Source organism: Pseudomonas sp. P4_B4 (assembly GCF_056402255.1).
Genome location: NZ_JBFUHS010000015.1, coordinates 131,925 through 152,157 on the forward strand (window position 1 = coordinate 131,925; position 20,233 = coordinate 152,157).

General features: G+C 59.9%; 18 protein-coding genes and 2 tRNA genes. 9 read left to right on the forward strand and 11 right to left on the reverse strand.

All coding sequences use genetic code 11. The annotated features are described in order from the left end of the window. The first annotated feature begins 58 nt into the window (after positions 1 to 58). Positions 59 to 134, forward strand: a tRNA-Val gene (locus AC1DVE_RS17340). 19 nt (positions 135 to 153) lie between these two features. Next, positions 154 to 230 (forward strand) — tRNA-Asp (locus AC1DVE_RS17345). 190 nt (positions 231 to 420) lie between these two features. Here AC1DVE_RS17345 and AC1DVE_RS17350 read toward each other — a convergent pair. After that, positions 421 to 1,557, reverse strand: a complete 1,137-nt coding sequence (locus AC1DVE_RS17350; protein WP_223457953.1) for a catalase family protein — start codon at positions 1,555 to 1,557, stop codon at positions 421 to 423. A 28-nt stretch (positions 1,558 to 1,585) separates the two neighbouring features. After that, positions 1,586 to 3,388: a di-heme-cytochrome C peroxidase gene (locus AC1DVE_RS17355; RefSeq protein ID WP_223543098.1), complete on the reverse strand. Its 1,803-nt coding sequence runs from the start codon at positions 3,386 to 3,388 to the stop codon at positions 1,586 to 1,588. Positions 3,389 to 3,657: 269 nt separating this feature from the next. Here AC1DVE_RS17355 and AC1DVE_RS17360 point away from each other — a divergent pair, with 269 nt between their 5' ends. From AC1DVE_RS17360 to AC1DVE_RS17380, 5 genes are all read left to right on the forward strand, one after another. Then, positions 3,658 to 4,374, forward strand: coding sequence for an FKBP-type peptidyl-prolyl cis-trans isomerase (locus tag AC1DVE_RS17360; RefSeq protein ID WP_223457949.1), 717 nt, complete (start codon positions 3,658 to 3,660; stop codon positions 4,372 to 4,374). A gap of 292 nt (positions 4,375 to 4,666) precedes the next feature. Then, positions 4,667 to 5,122 (forward strand): YkvA family protein, encoded by a 456-nt coding sequence (locus AC1DVE_RS17365; RefSeq protein WP_223457947.1) that lies wholly within the window; start codon positions 4,667 to 4,669, stop codon positions 5,120 to 5,122. A 115-nt stretch (positions 5,123 to 5,237) separates the two neighbouring features. Next, a complete protein-coding gene (locus tag AC1DVE_RS17370) occupies positions 5,238 to 5,579 on the forward strand; it encodes a helix-turn-helix domain-containing protein (RefSeq protein WP_150724569.1) in 342 nt (113 codons plus the stop codon). Then, on the forward strand, positions 5,576 to 5,947 hold the full coding sequence (locus AC1DVE_RS17375) for a hypothetical protein (RefSeq protein ID WP_007898892.1): 372 nt from the start codon (positions 5,576 to 5,578) through the stop codon (positions 5,945 to 5,947). The genes AC1DVE_RS17370 and AC1DVE_RS17375 overlap by 4 nt, the downstream gene beginning before the upstream one ends. Continuing rightward, positions 5,948 to 6,355, forward strand: coding sequence for an SEL1-like repeat protein (locus tag AC1DVE_RS17380; protein WP_223457945.1), 408 nt, complete (start codon positions 5,948 to 5,950; stop codon positions 6,353 to 6,355). A 24-nt stretch (positions 6,356 to 6,379) separates the two neighbouring features. Here AC1DVE_RS17380 and AC1DVE_RS17385 read toward each other — a convergent pair whose 3' ends face one another. Further along, positions 6,380 to 8,170 carry a bifunctional diguanylate cyclase/phosphodiesterase gene (locus tag AC1DVE_RS17385; protein ID WP_223457943.1) on the reverse strand — a complete coding sequence of 597 codons (1,791 nt, stop codon included), beginning with the start codon at positions 8,168 to 8,170 and terminating at the stop codon, positions 6,380 to 6,382. Between the two features lie 146 nt (positions 8,171 to 8,316). Next, a complete protein-coding gene (locus AC1DVE_RS17390) occupies positions 8,317 to 10,398 on the reverse strand; it encodes a carboxy terminal-processing peptidase (protein ID WP_223457941.1) in 2,082 nt (693 codons plus the stop codon). Positions 10,399 to 10,536: 138 nt separating this feature from the next. On the opposite strand from AC1DVE_RS17390, the gene AC1DVE_RS17395 reads away from it, so the two are divergent. Further along, the gene (locus tag AC1DVE_RS17395) at positions 10,537 to 11,499 is read left to right on the forward strand and encodes a zinc-binding dehydrogenase (RefSeq protein ID WP_223457939.1); all 963 of its coding nucleotides are present in this window, start codon (positions 10,537 to 10,539) and stop codon (positions 11,497 to 11,499) included. Between the two features lie 48 nt (positions 11,500 to 11,547). Here the strand turns inward: AC1DVE_RS17395 and AC1DVE_RS17400 are convergent, their stop codons facing one another. From AC1DVE_RS17400 to AC1DVE_RS17425, 6 genes are all read right to left on the reverse strand, one after another. Beyond that, positions 11,548 to 12,201: an HAD family hydrolase gene (locus AC1DVE_RS17400; RefSeq protein WP_223457938.1), complete on the reverse strand. Its 654-nt coding sequence runs from the start codon at positions 12,199 to 12,201 to the stop codon at positions 11,548 to 11,550. Positions 12,202 to 12,299: 98 nt separating this feature from the next. Beyond that, positions 12,300 to 13,289: an ABC transporter ATP-binding protein gene (locus AC1DVE_RS17405; RefSeq protein ID WP_223457936.1), complete on the reverse strand. Its 990-nt coding sequence runs from the start codon at positions 13,287 to 13,289 to the stop codon at positions 12,300 to 12,302. Then, positions 13,286 to 14,086: an ABC transporter permease gene (locus AC1DVE_RS17410; RefSeq protein ID WP_223457934.1), complete on the reverse strand. Its 801-nt coding sequence runs from the start codon at positions 14,084 to 14,086 to the stop codon at positions 13,286 to 13,288. The genes AC1DVE_RS17405 and AC1DVE_RS17410 overlap by 4 nt, the downstream gene beginning before the upstream one ends. Next, positions 14,073 to 14,909 (reverse strand): ABC transporter permease, encoded by an 837-nt coding sequence (locus AC1DVE_RS17415; RefSeq protein ID WP_223457932.1) that lies wholly within the window; start codon positions 14,907 to 14,909, stop codon positions 14,073 to 14,075. The genes AC1DVE_RS17410 and AC1DVE_RS17415 overlap by 14 nt, the downstream gene beginning before the upstream one ends. Before the next feature lie 5 nt (positions 14,910 to 14,914). Beyond that, entirely contained in the window at positions 14,915 to 15,721 is an 807-nt protein-coding gene (locus AC1DVE_RS17420; RefSeq protein WP_223457930.1) for an alkaline phosphatase family protein, read from the reverse strand. A gap of 178 nt (positions 15,722 to 15,899) precedes the next feature. After that, the gene (locus AC1DVE_RS17425) at positions 15,900 to 16,964 is read right to left on the reverse strand and encodes an ABC transporter substrate-binding protein (protein ID WP_223457928.1); all 1,065 of its coding nucleotides are present in this window, start codon (positions 16,962 to 16,964) and stop codon (positions 15,900 to 15,902) included. A 361-nt stretch (positions 16,965 to 17,325) separates the two neighbouring features. Here AC1DVE_RS17425 and AC1DVE_RS17430 point away from each other — a divergent pair, with 361 nt between their 5' ends. Continuing rightward, positions 17,326 to 18,039 (forward strand): UTRA domain-containing protein, encoded by a 714-nt coding sequence (locus AC1DVE_RS17430; RefSeq protein ID WP_223457926.1) that lies wholly within the window; start codon positions 17,326 to 17,328, stop codon positions 18,037 to 18,039. A gap of 50 nt (positions 18,040 to 18,089) precedes the next feature. Here the strand turns inward: AC1DVE_RS17430 and AC1DVE_RS17435 are convergent, their stop codons facing one another. Further along, entirely contained in the window at positions 18,090 to 20,198 is a 2,109-nt protein-coding gene (locus AC1DVE_RS17435) for a mechanosensitive ion channel domain-containing protein (protein WP_477784066.1), read from the reverse strand. Positions 20,199 to 20,233 lie beyond the last annotated feature (35 nt).

Sequence of the window (20,233 nt, forward strand, 5' to 3'; positions counted from 1 at the left end):
AAATAAATCAACACTTTATAAAAACCTGTGGCATAATGTGCCCCGCAACGAAGGTAAAGGGTGATTAGCTCAGCTGGGAGAGCGTCTGCCTTACAAGCAGAATGTCGGCGGTTCGATCCCGTCATCACCCACCACTTACTTTCAACGCTATGCGCAGCGGTAGTTCAGTCGGTTAGAATACCGGCCTGTCACGCCGGGGGTCGCGGGTTCGAGTCCCGTCCGCTGCGCCATATTCGGTAACCTGGAACACTGAACGCCAGGTCACCACAGAAAGCCCGCCTTGTGCGGGCTTTTTGCTGTCCGGGATTTGGCTTTCCTCGCTCTCTGTAGGGGCGAGCTAGCTCGCGAAGGTCGTGAACGATAACGCGTAAATTCAGATACCCAGCGGCGGCCATGGCTTTTTCGCGAGCAAGCTCGCTCCTACAGTCCAGCATTGCGGGCGTGACGGTAGTCGCTGACAGCTTCATACACGGCCTTGCGCAGGCGATTGATCCCGCCGATGGGGCGGTGCGCCTCGACGCCGAACCAGGGATTGAACGACTGGTTGTCGCATTGCAGGTTCAGCGCCGGTGTATCGAAGTCCTGCGCCGGCACCTTGATCCGCGCCACCGTCTCGAAGGGCGCATCGCTCTCGCTCCACTCAATACTGGTGTCTTCAATCGGCATGTACTTGTTGGCGTCCTGTCGCTGGATCTGCAAGGCGAAACACGCGGGCATCCGGTCGGTCGACAGCTGTTGGTTCAGCGCATTGCGCAGGAAGTTCGGCAACTTGCGATTCTGTTCCGGCAGGTTGTAGGCCGGGCAGCTATCCGGATCGGGCATGACCCGGAACTTCGCATTGGCTTCACCGAATTTGTAGGGTGAAACCGAAAAATACGTCGTCTGGGTCGGGCTCGACGGGGCAGGGGCCAGTGTCGCCAGGGCAATGAACAGGTGGCGAACCTGCCAGGTGCGTGGATCCCAACCAGGGAAGAAGGCCATCATCTTTTTACCATCGGCCTGGGCTGCGACGTTCTGACGGTATTCGGCGACATTACTGACAAAGAAGTTCGGGTGGCTGAACATCACAAAGTCCTGTTCGCCTCGCCCCTGCCGGTCGCTCAACAGTTGCTTGCCCGGCACATCGAGCAGTTTGATCGCCATGCCCCGAGCATCGCGGATGCTGTCGAACTGCGGGTAGGCATTGCCGTTGGACAGGCGCATCGTCGCTTGCCAGGTTTTGCCCGGCTCGCTGAACACGCCCTGGCGCAGTTCGCCTGGCAGTTCCGGCAGCACCTGAACTTCGGCCTTCACACAGCCGTGGGCCTTGGCATGGGCGTCGCGCAGGTAGCGGGTGCTTTCGCGGTACTGATCGACGATGCGCACGGCGGTCTGGATGATGTCCTGGGTCATCGCGGCTTCGTCGTCCGCAATCAACTCCTGCGCCGAGACCGGCCCGCGATGCTGCCAGGCAAACCAGGCGCTGGTCAGGGCCCAACCCAGCACGCCGAGACCCAGTAGCCACAGCAACAGCCTGGCGAGGAAGGCGCCCAGGCGCATCCAGAGCGTTATCAGCATGGAAACGTCCTTTGAACTGCGGCTGTGGTCATGGCAATTGCGCTTCCAGCGGGCCGCCCAGCACTTTCAGATATTCCAGCAGTGCCCAGCGTTCTTGCGGCTGCAACCAGCGGCCGATCACGCCATTGCCGAGTTTGCCGGCGCGGAACTCATGGCCGCTGTTATGGTTGCCGGTGATTCGCGTGTCGAAGAGGAAACCGTTGGTAAAGGCTTCGGTGCGGTAACCCAGGTGTCCCGGGTCGTACTCGAAAGTGCCTTTGTAGAACGTGGTCGCACGCTCATCGTGAGGCGACAGCAATTGATAAAGGCTCGGGACCGAACCGTTGTGCAGAAACGGCGCTGTCGCCCATACACCCGCCAATGGCCTGGCCTTGTACGAACGCAATTCGCGCACACCGATCGGCAGGCCGAAACCGTCCATTGCAGGACGCTCGGCAGGGGTGACATTGACGTCTTGATACGCGCGGTCCTGGACAAATGCCGTGACATAGGCCAGCCCCTTGGCCACGGACAGCTTGCTCAGGTCCAGAGGCTCGGTGGGTTTTGGCTCGACATCGAGCTTTTCCAGTTCCGCCTGGTTCCATTGCAACGCTGTCAGGTCGAAGCGGTGGTCGGCGATGTTGTTGGCCGCGCCGGGGTCCGTGCCGATGTAATCCACCGGGAGCATTTTCAGGTGCTGGACGTATCGTCCCTCGCCCTGGCTGGTGCGCGGTACATGACAACCTGCGCAGTTTTCGGCGAACAGGGCGCGGCCCTTGGCTGCCAGAGGTTTGTCGACCACGCCCAACAGTTCTTCCGGCCAGGCCGGTGGTGAAAGTCGTTGCAGGGTTTCTTCGATCAGGTGCAGATCGCGCACGCGGACACTGGAGGGATAGCGGGCATCGCCCATCAGCGGCTGGCCGTTCTTGTCGAAGAAATTCAGCGTGGCACCGACGCCTAACGCCTCGCCGATGTTGCGGGCCATCGGTTGTTTCGCCGAGCCGTTCCACTGCACCCATTCGAACGTCCACATGTCCCACAACTGCGGATAATCGACCGGGGCATTGGCCACGCGGTAGTTATCGGGGGAAATCGCATCACCGAAGCTGGCGTTGGCAATGCGCCCGAAGGCGTCTGTGCGCCCCGGGCCTTCCTCGGTCGGATAGAGCCCGCGATGGGTGTCGTTCCAGGCCACCTTGAGGAATGTGTCCAGTGAAGATTTGAAATCTTTGCGCAACTGTTGGTGGCGCGTCTCGTAGTCCTGACCCAGAACGCTGCGTGCAAAGCGCTCGAATTTCCACGGGTTGTAGTAAGTGGAGGCGAGGCTGGCCACCAGAGCTTGTCCGAAACTGCCTCCTTTGAGTGTAGGAACACTGGAAGGCAGGACATGCTGCGCCGAGCCACCGTCGATACGCACGGCTTGCCCCTTGAAACGCAGTTCACCGGTGTGGCAGGCCGCGCAGGTGATATCCAGAAACACATCCGGGCTCCCCGCATTCTGGTGCCGGGTAAAGCCTGCCGGGAGGTTGCCGGGGTTGTTCGGTGTCGGTTTCTGGCCGGGGTCCACCAGAAAACCGAAGCGGGCGAGGTATTCGGGGGCGGCGAAGCGTTGCTGCGAGAAGGGCAGTTCGAGGGCTGTGAACCAGTCATAGCGCAAGCCTTTGACCTGAGTGCCCTGGGGTGTGAAGTAATAGGTCTCGCGATCGGCGGCGCTCCATTGCTCCAGGTAATGCACCTGTTGTGCAGGCGACCAGGCCGGCAATTTCGGGTTGGCGACGTAGTAAAGAACCACGGCCATGACCAGCCCGAGCAGTACTGCGATGAGAGCCAGCAAGCGAAAGAAGAGGCGCAAGATAAACATCCTTGTTGAATTGACATGCCGTTATGCCCGAGTACCCTAGGTGCGGCAAGAGGCCATTACGCCAGATATTGTAGGCTCAGGAATGAGCCTGCGTCGGAACAAGATGAAAGAAGCTTCATCAGCCGAATTGTGAATAGCGTTTAAACACCTGAACTTATCAATTGTTTCCGGCTCTCATGCCGGTAGCCATTGGTCGTGGCGGCCTGATAAGCTCGCGGCTTTACTCGATTGCCCTTTAGGCGCATGAACAAGGAAATAGCATGAAACAGCATCGGTTGGCGGCGGCGGTGGCCCTGGTTGGCCTGGTACTCGCGGGTTGTGATTCGCAGACCAGCGTAGAGCTGAAAACTCCGGCGCAAAAAGCTTCCTACGGCATTGGCCTGAACATGGGCAAGAGCCTGGCTCAGGAAGGCATGGATGACCTGGATTCCAAGGCTGTAGCCCAGGGCATCGAAGACGCCGTCGGCAAGAAAGAGCAGAAGCTCAAAGACGAAGAATTGGTCGAGGCGTTCGCCGCACTGCAAAAGCGTGCCGAAGAACGCATGGCCAAGATGAGCGAAGAGTCGGCCGCTGCCGGCAAGAAATTCCTCGAAGAAAACGCCAAGAAAGCTGGCGTGACCACCACCGCTTCGGGCTTGCAGTACGAAGTCGTGAAGAAAGCCGATGGCCCTCAGCCAAAGCCGTCTGACGTAGTGACCGTTCACTACACCGGCAAGCTGACCAACGGCACCGTATTCGACAGTTCCGTCGAGCGCGGCAGCCCGATCGATCTGCCGGTCAGCGGTGTGATCCCGGGTTGGGTCGAAGGCCTGCAACTGATGCACGTTGGCGAGAAGTACAAACTGTACATCCCTGCTGACCTGGCTTACGGCGCTCAAAGCCCAAGCCCGGCGATTCCGGCCAACTCGGTGCTGGTATTCGACCTGGAACTGCTGGCCATCAAGGATCCGGCAAAAGAAGACGCCGCTGCCCAGTAACCAGCGTCTGCTTCGATAACAACGCCTCGCTCATGCGGGGCGTTGTTGCATCTGGCGTTCGGCACGGGTAAACAAAACGAACAGACGCTCTAGGCCGGAGTCTTAGGCATAGTAGCGTTGGCGGTAGCCGTACAAGACCGCCAAGTCAATGAAATTATAGGTTTTTTTTGATGAGTAAAAAACGCCCGATCTGAACGCAGGCCTTGTAAAACGGGCCTTACAGCGACGAAAAGCAGCTCTGTTCACAAGGTTATCCACAATTTGTGTGGATAACATTTCAATGGGAGGAATGATGAAAATACCCTGGAATTTCGCTCGTTTCCTGCCACTGGCCGGACGCCTGCTGGCACGCGGCCGATTGCCGACGCTGTTGTTCGCCGTTGCCAGCAAAGGCGCGAGCCAGGGCAATCGACTGGGCAAGATCAAGGACGACTTGAAGCTGTTGCAGGCACTCTGCCTGGCCTACTGGCGTGGTGAGTATCGAGCCATCAGCCCCAAGGCGCTGGTTTCGGTTGTCGCGGGCCTGATGTATTTCCTCAGTCCATTGGATGCAATCCCGGATTTCATTCCAGTGTTCGGCATGCTCGATGACATCGCGGTACTGGCATGGCTGATGAAAGTGCTCGATGACGAGCTCAATGCCTTCCGCGCCTGGCGCAAACGGCAGGTACCGGAGAAACTCGCGGTGGTCGAGCGTCTGCCTGATACCCCCGAGCAACTGCAACTTCAAGGCCCGAAAAAACACTGAGTCGATTTCGACCTGTTCACAGATTGATTCCCCCCCGCGACCTTGGCCGCTGTTAGGATTACACTTCTAGGGAAAAGTGCCGACTCGCTAAGTGTTGTTGTCCTACGGGGTAGTCATGGATATTCAGATAATTACACGCGAAGGCGAACCCGAATATGCGGTTCTGCCATGGGCTCAGTATCAGGCGTTACTGAAAGCAGCGGGGGTCAAGGAGCAAGCGTCGCCTCAAGCCACGAAGCTTCAGGCGGCAACACCAGACGCGATTCTTCCGGGTCTGGATCAACTACGCAGTTTGCGCGAAGGGAAGGGCATCGCCATCGAGGCGCTGGCCCGCACGGTAGGCATCAGCCCGTCTTACCTGGCCATGATCGAAAGTGGCGAGCGTCTGCCCGACGCCGCGATTCGTCGCAGCCTGGCCTGGGAATTGACGGTGCCGGGGTGGAGGGATGAATCGTGAGCGTACGCATCAGTCGTCAACATTGGGACGGATTGCTGGGCGAACTGGATCAGGCGCGTCGTCAGCGCCATCTCCTGACTTATCGGGCATTACTGGAACGTTTGCAGTTACCGACTCCGGCCATGCAAACCCTGACAGCGGCCCTTGAGCATCTGGCGGCCCTGGACGCCAGGGCGGAGCAGCCATTGCGCAGTTCACTGGTGATCAGTCAGGGCGCCAGCCGCTTGCCGCGCACCGGATTCTTTGAATGTGTCGAGCGTCTCGGGCGTTTTTCCGGGCCGTCGGACGGCGTTGCCGCCGCGTCCTGGCATGCTTCGGAAGTGGTGCGGGTGTTCGAGTACGAATACCCGGAATCGGCCGAGGCCTGAATGTTTTTACAACTCAAGGCGCGGGCCGGTTACTGGCTCGCGCGCCGATTGTTTCACTGGCCATGGTTTGTCCGTCAGCCACGCGGCTGGCGCTGGCTCGAAGGCCAGTTCGCACGCATGGCCAACCTGGGCGATGTCGGCGCCCAGAGCTTCTATGGGCACATCCTGACGTTTCGCGGCGTCGGCCTCGGTGCTCGTGAGGAGGGCGTGCGTTTGTTGCGCCTGGCGGCGTTGGCGGGCGATGGCAAGGCGGCGTATCAAGTGGGCGTGATCAGTCTGGCAGGGACGGCGAGCAAGGCTCCGGACCCGGTTGCGGCCGCGCGATTCTGGGAGATCGCGGCGAAGGCCGGGCATCCGTTGGCGCCGATCAAGCTCGAAGAACTGAAGTCTTCCTCGGCGCCTCGTTGATTGGAGTGATGCCGAAAAGCTCCCTTATCGATGCCCGGAAACGAGCACCTCATCAACAGTCGAAACCACCAGGCTATCAATCACATGCACGCTATAGCCCTGCACATTCTTGGCGTGGTGCTTGGCCTGTGATGCCATTTCCGCCAGCTGACTCGCATCGAGTTGTCCACAGGCCTGTGGATGCAAATGCACCACGCCGATCGACAGCGACAACAGCGCAAACTCCTGGCGCTGACCCTGGCGATTCGGTGCGATAAAGCAGCCGGCTTCCAGGTGTTCGCTGCGGTAGAAGCGCCGGCACTGGCTCTGGAAGTCGTCGAGCAACTGGTTCAGACGGTTGCGCCAGTCTTCCGGGCCGAGCACCAGCAGAAAATCATCGCCGCCGATGTGGCCGACGAAGTCGCGGGACGGGTCGACGCGGTCGTTCAGGCATTGCGCCAGGCACAGCAGGACTTCGTCGCCGCGACCATAGCCGTAGATGTCATTGAAGGGTTTGAAGCTATCAATGTCCACGTAGCAGATCACCGATTCCCGTTGCTGTTGCAGCAGCCGCGTCAGGCAGTGCTGGATCGGCACGTTGCCCGGAAGCAAGGTCAGCGGGTTGGCGTAGCGAGCCTGCTGGATCTTCAGTTCCGTGATCAGCTTGAGTACGTCAATCACCCGGCCCAGGCCCAGATAACCGCCGTTGAGGGTGATGATGAAATCCTCCTCGATACGCTGGCGGGCACGGCTGGTGATCAGGCGGCTGACCTGTTGCAGGGACTGGCTCAGTTCGACGGCGAGGAAGTCATCGTTCATCAGGCGGCTGATGGGCTTGCGGGCGAACAGGTCGGTGGCAAAGGGCTTGAGCAGGGCATCGGAGAGCGAATGACGATGGACAATGCCGCAGGGCTGACCCTGTTCATCCAGGACTGCCAGCGAGTTCAGGTTGGCCTGGCGCCGAAAGGCTTCGAGCACCGTGGCGGTCGGGGTGTCACGGTTCACCGCGGGTAGCTCGTTGAGCAGGGCGCTGAGGTCGCTGCCGTCTTCACTCAGTACAACGGCGGTGCTGTCCTGTCGCGGCATCAATGCCCGGGCATCCCGCGGTGGGTGTTCCTGGGGGCGGCAGAGCAGATACCCCTGCACCAGGTCCACGCCCATTTCGGTCAGCACCGCGAGCTCTTCGGGCAGCTCGATACCTTCGGCAATGACTTGCGCCCGTGAGGCCTTGGCGATTTGCAGTATCGAGCCGACGAACTCGCGCTTGAGCGCGTCCTGATGAATGCCATCAATGAAATGCCGGTCGATTTTCACGTAATCCGGCCGCAGCTCGGACCATAAGCGCAAACTTGAATAGCCCGCCCCCAGATCATCCAGCGCAATCGAAAACCCCATCGCCCGATAGTGATGCAGGGCGGTTTGCAACAGCTGGAAATCATCCGTCGGCGTCTGTTCCGTGAGCTCGATGACCACCTGGCTCGGCGCAATGCCGAAGTCCTGCAGCAATTGCAGGGTGCGCCCCGGTTGATGGGCCGCTTCGAGCAGGGACTCCGGGGATACATTGAGGAACAACATGCCTGGCAGTTGTTGCTCATTGAAGCGTCGGCAAGCGCTTTCGCGGCAGGCAATTTCCAGCTCGCTCAGGCGTCCGGCCTGGCGGGCGACGGCGAACAGGGCGACAGGGGAGTGCAGAGGGCTGTTGGAGGGGCCGCGACTGAGGGCTTCGTAGCCGAGGATGCGTCGTTCAGAGAGGCTGATGATCGGTTGGAACAGGCTGTGCAAACCGCTTTGACTCAGGATCGAGCTCAAGGCACTCAGCTGTTCGGTTGTGGTCATGGCGATCTCTGGCGATAAAAAAAGGACCGGGCGTGCTCTTGGTAGAAAGAGCACGCCCGGTCCTTTATTTCACGACAGAGTGATGACTGTTTGATGACGCTCCGGGGAGCGTCAGCATTAAATTGCCATCAGTTGCTGGTGAAAACTCAGTGCTTGGCCACTGCCGTGTTGAGTTTCAGGTAGTCCAGCAGAATCCGCCCGGTTTCGCTGAGGTAGGCGTCGTCTTCCGGTTTGGTCTTGTCATCCTCGGCTGCAATCGCGTCCTCGTCTTCTTTCTTCAGCTCTTTGAGCGGTTCTTCGCCCTTGGCCTTGCGACGGATGTTTTCCATGGTCAGCTGTTTGGCTTCGATGTCGGCGTGCTGGGCACGACGCTCGGCTTCATTGAGGCTGACGGTTTTCTCGGTCATCAGTTTCTGCGCCAGGGCCAGCTTGTCGCGGATGAACACGAACTCCGCATCCTTGGCCGTACGCACGTCATGCTCGGACTTGAGCTGCGAAATGTACGGCTTGAACGGATCCACCGCAGGCTTGATCGCCGCCTTGATGGTGTCCCACGGCATGGCTTCCGGCAGGGCGCTTTCACCGATTTCCTTGGTGTCGATGATCGACGGGTAATCGATGTCCGGCAAGACGCCCTGATGCTGGGTGCTCTGCCCGGAAACCCGGTAGAACTTGGCCAGGGTCAGTTTCAGTTCGCCATGGTTGAGCGGCTGAATGGTCTGCACGGTGCCTTTGCCGAAGGTCTGGCCGCCAATGATCAGTGCGCGGTGGTAGTCCTGCATGGCGCCGGCAAAAATCTCCGAAGCCGAGGCGGACAGGCGGTTGACCAGCAACGCCATCGGGCCTTTGTAGAACGCGCCCGGGTTTTCATCTTCCAGGACATCGACGCGGCCATCGGCGTTACGCACGAGTACGGTCGGGCCTTTGTCGATGAACAGGCTGGTCAGCTCGGTGGCCTCTTGCAAGGAGCCGCCACCGTTGTTACGCAGGTCGATGACGACGCCGTCGACTTTCTCTTTCTGCAGCTCGGTCAGCAGTTTCTTGACGTCGCGGGTGGTGCTCTTGTAATCCGGGTCGCCGGCACGGAAGGCCTTGAAGTCCAGATAGAACGCCGGGATTTCGATAATGCCGAGCTTGTAGTCCTTGCCGTCCTGCTTCAGGTTCAAGACCGATTTCTTCACGGCCTGATCTTCAAGCTTCACCGCTTCACGGGTGATCGGCACGATCTTGGTGGTCTGGTCGTTCGGCGCATTGCTGGCCGGGATGACTTCCAGGCGCACCACGGTGCCCTTCGGACCACGGATCAGCTTGACCACTTCGTCCAGGCGCCAGCCCACGACGTCGACCATTTCCTTGTTGCCCTGGGCAACGCCGATGATCTTGTCGGCCGGTGCAACCTGCTTGGTCTTGTCCGCCGGACCTGCCGGCACCAGGCGCACGACTTTCACCTGGTCGTTATCGCTCTGCAACACGGCGCCGATGCCCTCGAGGGACAGGCTCATGTTGATGTCGAAGTTCTCCGCGTTATCCGGCGACAGATAGTTGGTGTGCGGGTCGTAGGACATGGCGAAGGTGTTGATGTACGCCTGGAAGATGTCTTCCGCGCGGGTCTGGTCCAGACGCGCCAACTGGTTCTTGTAGCGCTTGGTCAGGGTTTCCTGGATCTGCTTGGGCTCTTTGCCGGCGATCTTCATCCGCAGCACTTCATCCTTGACGCGTTTGCGCCACAGGTCGTCGAGTTCTGCGCTGGATTTGAGCCAAGGGGCGTCCTTGCGGTCGATCAGCAAGGTTTCCTTGGTGGTGAAGTCGATCTTGTCGACGCCTTTGTCCAGCTCGGCAAGGGCGAAGTCCAGACGCGCCTTTACGCGGTCCAGGTAGCGCTTGTAGATGGTGAACCCGGCGTTCAGGTCGCCGCTTTTGAGGAAGTCGTCGAACTGCGTCTTCCACTTGTCGAATTCGGCAATGTCGCTGGCCATGAAGTAGCTGCGCGACGGATCCAGCAGCTTGAGGTAGCTGTCGTAGATGATTACCGAGCGCGCGTCATCGAGTGGCGGCTTGCTGTAGTGGTGGCGCTTGAGCAACTCCACGACGTTCAAGCTTGCGATCACTTCGTCACGATCGGGTTGAAGCTTGTCCCAGCTATTGGCTGCGAATGTATTGCTCGACATCGGCAGCAAGCCGATACCGATGAATAAGGCGAGGGCAGTGCTGGGGAACAGATGCTTCATGCTGATTCGACGCGGGGACAATTGATAACGCATATTAGGCCGTCTTTGAAGTCGCCGGCTCTTTGGGAACCGGTCGCATAATGCAAAAAGCCCGACGCTATAGCTTCGGGCTCAGTCCAGACTCACTATGGAGGCACTGTGAAAGCATTGCAAGGCGTTGACGGTCGAGTGGTGTGGGTTGATGAGGCGAGTCCTACATGCGATGTAGGGCAAGTTCGCATCCGAGTGTCGGCAGCGGGTCTCAATCGCGCCGATTTATTGCAGAAGGCAGGCCTTTATCCGCCGCCGCCGGGGGCTAGCCAAGTGCTTGGTCTAGAGTGCTCGGGCGTGATCAGCGAGGTTGGCGCCGGGTCCTCCTGGCAAATTGGCGATCGGGTTTGCGCCTTGCTGGCCGGGGGCGGGATGGCCGAAGAGGTGGTTGTCGACGGACGGCATGTGCTGCCGGTTCCCGACGGAGTGTCACTGGTCGAAGCGGCTGCATTGCCCGAAGTTTATGCAACAGTCTGGTTGAATTTGTTTCAACTGGCTGCGCTCAAACCGGGTCAGAAAGTTCTGCTGCATGCCGGGGCAAGTGGAATTGGTTCAGCGGCCATTCAGCTGTGCAAGGCCTTCGGCAACCCGTGCTGGGTCAGCGTCGGCTCCGCCGAGCGGTTGGCGTACTGCGAAGCGCTGGGTGCCCAGGGCGGCGTGGTGCGTAATGGTGATCTGGAGAGCCTGCGGGATCTGGGGCCGTTCGACGTGATTCTCGACCCGGTGGGCGGCAATTACGCGGCGTTGAACCTCAAGCTGCTGGCGCAGGACGGCCGTTGGGTGCTGATCGGTCTGATGGGCGGCCGCGAGGCCAAACTCGACCTGGCCCAGGTGCTGGCCAAGCGCGTGCAGTTGCTGGGTTCGACCCTGCGCAGCCGGGATGATCAGTTCAAGGCGGATCTGTTCAGTGATCTCAGTCAGCATGTGTGGCCGTTGTTTGCCGAGGGGCGGTTGAGCCCGCAGCTGGCCAGGACGTTCCCGATCAAGGATGCCGAGGCGGCGTTTGCCGAGCTGGCGAGCAATACCGTGGCGGGGAAGGTGGTGTTGGTGATTGATGAAAGCCTGAGCTGACAACACAAAAAACTGTGGGAGCAAGCCCGCTCCCACAGGGGGCTTGTGTTATTTCCAGTGGTGGATTGGCCATCCAGCCTTTTCAGCCTGCTCGCGCAACACCGGATCCGGGTTGACCACGTGGGGGAAATCCACTTTCAGCAACAACGGCAGGTCGTTGCGTGAGTCGGAATAGAAACTCGCGCCTTCAAGGTTTTCCTCCTCTGCATCCAGCCACTCCAGCAAACGGGTGATCTTGCCTTCGCGGTAGGTCAGGGTACCGACGGTGTGGCCGGTGTAAACGCCGTGAGCCACTTCCAGTTCGATGCCCAGAATCTCGTCGATGCCAAGGCGCTCAGCGATGGGGCCGACCAGATGCGTGCCCGAGGCCGAGATCACCAGGATCCGGTCGCCGGCCTTGCGATGGGCGGCTATGGCTTTGGTGGCGTCACTGAAAATGATTGGTTCGATGAAGTCTTCCACCCACGGACCAACCAGATGCTCAACCTCTTGCGGCGTGCGGCCGATCATCGGCTCCAGGCTGAAGGTCATGTAGTCTTCCATGCGCAATTTGCCGTGACTGTAGGCATCCATCAGCTCGTTGTTCTGCCGCATGAACGACTCGGGGTCGACCCAGCCCAGGCGGCCCATCTGCTCGCTCCAAAGGGTGGCGCAGTCGCCGTGGATCAGGGTTTCGTCCAGATCAAAAATTGCCAGGGCCATCGGGTTCTCTCTGAGAACAGCTGCAAGCTTCAAGCTGCAAGAAGTTGATTTAGGTGGTCAGCAGTTTACAACTTGAAGCTTGAAGCTTGCAGCTGTCTTCAAGCTACCTCACACAGGGCCGTCGGATCGATGGAAAGCGCCAGGCGCTGACCATCGGGATGCAGGTCGGCCGCCGAGCGGTTCAGCACATCCACCACCAATTCCACGCCCCGGGCTTCGACCCGGTAGCGAATCACGTTGCCCAGCAGGCTGTGGCTGCGAATCTGCGCGTCCAGTTCGCCGTTAAGGCTCAGTTCGATGGCTTCCGGGCGAATGGCGATGCGCTTGCTGATCGGTCGCTGCAACAGCTTCGAAGCGCTGTCGGCATCCAGCAGGTTGTAGTTGCCGATGAAACCGGCGGCGAACACATCCACCGGCGCGGTATAGAGGGTTTCGGCGTCGCCGCTTTGTACGATTTTTCCCTGATTCATCAGGAAAATCCGGTCAGACATGGTCAGGGCTTCTTCCTGATCGTGTGTGACGAAAATCGTGGTCAGGCCCAGTTCGCGCTGGATCTGACGAATCTGTTCACGCAGATGCTTGCGAATCCGCGCGTCCAGGGCCGACAACGGTTCGTCGAGCAGCAGCAGGCGTGGCCGGGTCACCAGGGAGCGGGCGAGGGCGACGCGCTGGCACTGGCCCCCCGACAGCTGATGCGGGTAACGCGCGGCAAAGTCATTGAGCTCCACCAGTCTGAGCACTTCCGCGACGCGTTTACGGCTGTCATCGGCATTGACCTTTTGCATGCGCAAGCCGAAGGCGACGTTTTGCTCCACAGTCATGTTAGGGAACAGCGCATAGCTCTGGAACACCATGCCGATCCCGCGTTTCTGCGGGCTCACCGGCACGATATCGACGCCATCGAGCAGGATTTTGCCACCATCCACCGAAGTCAGGCCGGCGATGCAGCGCAGCAGGGTGGATTTGCCGCAACCGGACGGGCCGAGCAGGGTGACGAACTCACCTTTCTGGATTTCGCAATTGATGTCGCTGAACACCGTGGTGCCCGCGAAGCTTTTCTGAAGATGTTGGACGCTGACATAGCTCATTCGCTTTTGTCCCTGTTCAAGATATTGGCAATCCAGGTCAGAACCAGCACAAAGAAGAAGTAGGAGATCACCAGCGCACTGGTGAAATGACCGCTGCTGTTGCGCATGTTGTTGAGATAGACCTGCAGGGTTTCGTAGCGGGTACCGACAAGGATGTTGGCAAACACGAACTCACCGAACAGGAACGAGAACGACAGCAGCAGTGCCACCATCAAGCCCTTGCGCAGGTTCGGCAGCACCACCAGGAAGGCGGCTTGCCAGGTGCTGGCACCGAGCAACTGGGCGGCGTCCATCAGGTCGCGCAGGTTGATTGCTTGCAGGTTGTTGGTGATCGCCCGGTACATGAACGGCAGCGCTACGGTGAAGTAGCAACCGATCAGGATCCAGGGCGTCCCGACCATGGCGAAAGGCCCTGAACCGTAGAGCTGCAACAGCCCCACCGACGACACCACCGGCGGCACGGCGAAGGGCAGCAGGATCAGGATGTTCATCAGCGCGTCGAGTTTCGGGAAGTGGTAATGCACCACGAACAGCAGCGGCAGAATCAGCACTACCGAAAGAATCAACGAGCCGACGCAGACCAGCAGCGATTGCCCGAACGCATGCAGGAAGCGCGGATCGCTCCACAATTGGATGTACCACTTGAGGGTGAAACCGCTGGGCAGGATGGTCGCCGACCAACTGCTGGCGATCGAGTAGATCAGCGTGCCGGCCAGCGGCAACAGCAGGATGGCAAACAGCAAGTACACCACGACGCGGTGGTAGACACCGACGGGCCCCAGTTCAGCGCGAGACATGGTAGCTCCTCTTCAACAGCAACTGATGCACGATGGTCACCAGGGTCATCAAGGCCACCAGCACCACGGCCAGGGCGCTGGCCAGGTTCGGGTCCAGGGAAATGTCACCGGACACCATCGCCGCGATACGGATCGGCAGCACGTTGAAGTTGCCGGTGGTCAAGGCGTACACCGTGGCATAGGCGCCGAGGGCGTTGGCCAGCAGGATCACGAACGTGCCGAGCAGCGCCGGGGTCAGCACCGGCAAACCGATGTGCCGCCAGAATTGCCAGCCGCTCGCGCCGAGCAGCGCGGCGGACTCACGCCAGTCTTCGCGCAAGGCATCGAAGGCCGGGTACAGCAGCAGCACGCCGAGGGGAATCTGGAAGTAGGTGTAGAGAATGATCAGCCCGGTTTTCGAGTACAGGTTGAAGTCCTGAATGATTCCGGCCTGCTTGAGCATGATGGTGAAGCTGCCGTTGAAGCCGAGCAAAATGATGAACGCGAAGGCCAGGGGCACACCGGCGAAATTGCTGGTCATGTTGGCGAAGGCGTTGACGAAGTTGCGCAGTTTCGAATCGACCCGGCGCAGGGAGTAGGCGCCCAGTATGGCGATGATGATCCCGAACGCGCTGGACCAGAAGCTGATCTCAAGGCTGTACTGGATCGCCTGCAGGTAAAACTTCGAGCTGAAGATCTTGCTGAAGTTGGCCAGGCCCCAGCCGAACTCTTCCGACTCCAGGCTGTTGATCATTACCCAGGTCAACGGGGCAATTTCGAACACGATAAAGAACAGTGCGAAGGGCATCACGCACAGGGCAGCGAGCCATTTGCTGCGAGTCATGGCCTTCACTTGAGCAACTCCCGGCAGACCGGTTTGTCGTGGGGCACGCCAAGCAACTCGCAGACGGTGCCGCAGATCTCGGTCTGTTTCGGCGCGGCGCCGGCGTCGAAGCTGAATGCGTCACCGAGCACGAACAGCGGTACTTCCCGTTCTTCCGGCAGCAGGCCGTTGTGGGAGCGGTCGTTGTTCATGCCGTGGTCGGCGGTGACCAGCACCTGATAGCCGGCATCGAGCCAGCCTTGCAGGTAGTCGGCCAGGATGATGTCGGCCGAGCGGGCGCTGTTGCGGTACTGCGGGGTGTCGAGTCCGTGCTTGTGCCCGGCGTCGTCGATGTTCATCGGGTGGATCAGCAAAAAGTTCGGTGCATGGCGCAGGCGCAGGTTTTCGGCGTCGGCGAACAGGTGCGAATCCGGGTAGTGATCGTTCCAGTAGAAATGCCCGTGCTGGATCGGCAGTTGCGGGTCATCGGTGTGACGGTCCCGGGCCGCCACGAAGGGCGAACGGTTGTACAGCTCGCTGACCCAGTGATAGGCCGCTGCAGCGGTCGTCAGCCCGGCGTCGGTGGCGTAGTGATAGATGCTGCGTTGGTTGGACAGGCGCGAAACGTTGTTGTGGACGATGCCGCTGTCGATCGGCGCCACGCCGGTCAGGATGCATTCGTACAGCGGACGGGACAGGGCTGGCAACTCGCACTCCAGTTTGTAGAGTGCGGCGCGTCCGGCGCCGACGTACGCCTGCAGGTGCCCCATGGCGTGGCGGGCGACCTCGTAGTTGAGGCCGTCGAGCACGACAAGGATGACGTTGTGTTTCATAGGGGCGATGACTCCGTGAAACAGATGATTCAAGTACGCAACCAATCCCTTGTGTGAGCGAGCCTGCTCACGATGGTGGCCGACCATTCAACATTGATGCTGACTGAAACGACGCTATCGCGAGCAGGCTCGCTCCCACAGGGATCTCCATCAGGCCTCCCGTTGGTGGCCTACCCGCTTACTGCATATTGATGATGACTTCTTCCTGCCACTTCTGAGGAAGCCCCTTGGAAGTCTTTTCCCAGGCGTCCGCGTCCTTGATCGGCGTGACCTTTTTGTACTGCTCGTTAGGCAGCAGCTTGGCCTGCACTTCGGCTGGCAGGGTCAGGTGCTCGGCACGGATCGGACGGGCATTGCCCTTGGCCAGGTTGATCTGGCCGGCGTCGCTGAAGATGTATTCGCGGGCCAGCTTGGCGGCATTCGGGTTTTTCGCGTACTTGTTGATGATGGTGGTGTAGCCGGAGATCACCGAACCGTCGGACGGGATCAGCACCACGTAGTCATCCGGGTTGGCCATCTTGGCCTTGTAGCTCAAGCCGTTGAAGTCCCAGACCACGCCGACTTCGATTTCGCCTTTTTCCATGGTGGCAATCGTCGGGTTGGACATCGACAGGCGACCTTGCTTGGCGATGTCGGCGAACAGATCCAGGGCAGGCTTGAGGTTTTTCTCGTCGCCACCGTTGGCCAGTGCCGCGGCCAGTACGCCGTTGGCCGCCTGGGCCGCGGTACTCACGTCGCCAATGGAGACCTTGTATTTACCGCCCTTGAGGTCAGCCCACTTGGTTGGGGCGTCGGAACCGTGCAGCAACTTCTTGTTGACGATGAAAGCGATGGTGCCGGTGTAGGCCAGTGCCCAGTTGCCGTCCTTGTCCTTGGCCCAGGCTGGAACCTGATCCCAGGTCGAAGGCTTGTAAGGCTGGACCACGCCTTGCTTGACCGCGATCGGGCCAAACGCTGCACCGACGTCGCCGATGTCGGCGCTGGCGTTGTCTTTTTCCGCGGCGAACTTGGCGATCTCTTGGGCCGAGCTCATGTCGGTGTCGATGTGCTTGAGGCCGTATTTATCGCTCAGGTCTTTCCAGGTGCCGGCCCAGTTGGCCCAGTCATCGGGCATGCCGACGCTGTTGACGGCGCCTTCCGCTTTCGCAGCGGCTTCCAGGGTTTTCAGATCATCGGCCGCCATGGCGGCGGTGCACATTGCGATGGTCGAGCCTAACAGTGATGCCAGGAAAAGCTTTTTCATTCCGAAGCTCCTTGGGTCGTGTTCAACGCTGCGATTGCGGTTGTGTTGGTCTAGGTCAGCAATACCTGAGCCAATTTAAGGGGGCTGGATGACACTTTGATGTCGTTCGTCGCCCGGGATGACTTTTTGTTGAGCGGTATCGCGGGTGGCCTGCTAAGCGTAGACCATGGTCAAAGCCCCAGCGGGCAAGGGGATTTGCCGATGTATTGCAGGTTCTTGAAGTCGCGAATGGCGACCGTTGGGCCGTTTTGTCACATCTCGGTCATCTGCGCTGCCTACGCTTGCAGACTATTGAATGAGCCGGTTTTTGCTGCGGTTCTGCCCTGAATTGGTTCTGGCCTAGTCCAGATAGGAAACATTAATGCGTGAAGAGGCAACCAAAGCGGTAACAGCCATCGGCCAGGTGCTTCAGGAACAGATCGACCATGGACTGTTGATTCCCGGCAGCAAATTGCCGGCCGAGCGCAAACTCAGTGAATTGTTCGGCACCACGCGGATCACTTTGCGTGAAGCGTTGTTGCAGTTGGAGTCGCAGGGGCAGATTTATCGCGAGGAGCGTCGCGGCTGGTTCGTCTCGCCGCCGCGCCTGGCGTACAACCTGATGCAGCGCAGCCACTTTCACGCGATGGTCAGCGCCCAGGGGCGAGTGCCGTCCACCGAGGTGATTTCGGCGCGATTGCAACCGGCATCGGCGGCGGTGTGTGCCTGGCTGCAATTGCCGGCGTTGTCGAGCGTGATTCAGATCTGCCGCTCACGGCGGATCGACGGGCGGCTGGTGCTGTATGTGGAGCACTATCTGAACCCGCAGTACTTTCCCGGGATCCTCGATTTCGATTTGAATCAGTCAATCACCGAGTTGTATGCGCGGCATTACGACTTGCACTACGGGCGGGTGCGCTTCGAGATTGTGCCCACGGCGTTGTCGGTGGATGCGGCGGCGGCGTTGAAGGTGTCGGTGGGCAGCCCGGGCCTGCGGATTGCCCGGGTCAACTATGACCAGCACGAACGCCTGATCGACTGCGACCTGGAGTTCTGGCGGCATGATGCGATTCATGTCGGGGTGGATGTGGCTTAAAGGCAGCTTCAAGCTTCAAGCTTCAAGCGGCAGGTCGTCGGGTTGCGACGTCATTCCTTCTGCTCCCCACCTCCGGCGGTAATCACCTGGATACTCATCCGCGGTGTCGCCAGATCCAGTCCGGCTTCATCCATGTGCCGCTTGAGCGACAGGTTGAACGCTCGCGACACTTCCCACTGCTTGATTGGCGCGGTCTTGAAGCGGGCGCGAAGGATTGCGTTGCCCGACTCGAAACTTTCCACCCCCTGGAACTCCAGCGGCGACCAGATATTGCGCCGCTGCAACGGATCGGTGCGCATTTTCTGGGCGACTTCGCGCATCAGTTTGATTGCGTTGTCGATGTCCATGCTGGCGGGCACTGCTACCCGGAAGATCGCGTAGCCGAATTCCCGGGAGTAGTTCTTGATGCTTTTGATTTCGCTGAACGGAATGGTGTGGACGATGCCGTCGATGTCCCGCAGGCGCACGGTGCGGATGGTCAGGCCTTCGACCGTGCCGAGGTGACCGCCGACATCCACGTAGTCGTCGATGGCCAGGGAGTCTTCGATGATGATGAACAACCCGGTAATCAGGTCGGCTACCAGCGACTGTGCACCAAAACCGATGGCCAGGCCGATCACACCGGCACCGGCCAGCAGTGGCGTCACGTTCATGCCCATGTTCGCCAGGGCGACAATCAGCGCGACGATAAAAATCGCTATGAACAGCACATTGCGGATCAGCGGCATCATCGTCTGCGCGCGGGCATTGGCCAGGCCTTTGCGCGAACGGGTCAGAGCGTGGTGCACGGCGGTGTCGCTGAGAATCCAGATCAGCCAGGCGAACAGCAGCGTGCCGGCGAGGCTGAACAGTTTGACGCTGACTTCATGGCCGTCGCCTTCGGTAAAGCGGATCAACGACATGCCCCAGACCCGCAGGCCGAGTTCGATAAAGGCCAGCCACACCAACAGGTGGACGATGGTGTAGAAGAAATTTTTCAGCCGTTCCGAATACACGGCGTATCGCCGGATACCGCGTTGGGGTTTGAGGCCATGGCGGCGTACCAGGCCGTTGATGACCATGCACAACACCAGCAAAACGGTACAGATCAGCGACTGGCGCAGGGCGGTGCTGGTGTCGCCAGCGGAAATGAACGTCGCGAACAGCGAGATGGCCACCAGCACCAGTGCTGGCACGTACCAGAAGGTGCCGATAATCGACAGGGTGTCGTTGAGGGCGCGGCGGGTCAGGCGCCGGGACAGCGGCTGGTTGCGGATCAGGTGGGCGATCGGCCGACGGAAACGCAGGATGAAGCGCCCCGTGGAGAGCGCAGCGAGGACATTGGCCACAGTCGCGGCGGTATGGGCCAGATGGCTACCGAGGCTGTTGACCAGTTGCGGATCGCTCAGCGCTTCGCCAAACGCGGCGAAGCTGCCGATCAGCCACAGCGGTCGAAACGCCTGGTGCCGCAGGATGTACAAGGCGCGGTGGCGGTGCGGGCCGTCGAGCAGGGAAAAGGCAATCACGCAGATGGCCGAGAAGCAGGTGCCGACCACTAGTGCATAGGCCAGCACCATCGCCAGGCTTTTGCCCAGGGACGAGGGCAGGGCGTAGCTCATGTAGACCGTGATAACCAGGGCGATCAGCCATGGCCCGAGTTTGCGCAGCGCAAAACGCAACATGTCCAGTGCACGGGGATGCTGCGGCAGTTCTTCGGTCAGGCCGAAACGCATCCGCACGCGGTGGCTGATCCAGATCAGGGCAGCGGCCAGCAGGCTCCAGACCATCAGGATCATGGCGAAAGCGAAAAGCATGGGCAGCCATTCATTGGCCGGCAGCGCCAGCGCCACCAGTTCTTCCTTGGCTTGATCGAACTCACTGGACCAGCGCGTGAGTGGGCTGTCGTCGCCGGTAAACTTCTTCTCGATAGTGGCCAGGGTTCCGCCAATCAGGCCCAGCACGCCTTCTTCGGTAATCGGCTGGGCCTGTTTGGTGGTGTCACGGAGCTTTTTCAGATCGGCCAGCAGCTTGCTGCGTTGCTGGTCGTTCTCCAGCGACTTGATCACTTCGTCCAGGGATTGCCCCAGCGGCTCCTGTGCTTCGGGCTGCGCCTTGGCCTGGGTGTTGAGCAGGCCTGGCAGGCCGGCCGCCTGGGCAGGTGCCACTGACAGCAGCGTCATCAGACAGACAAGGACAATACACGGGAGGGCAAAAA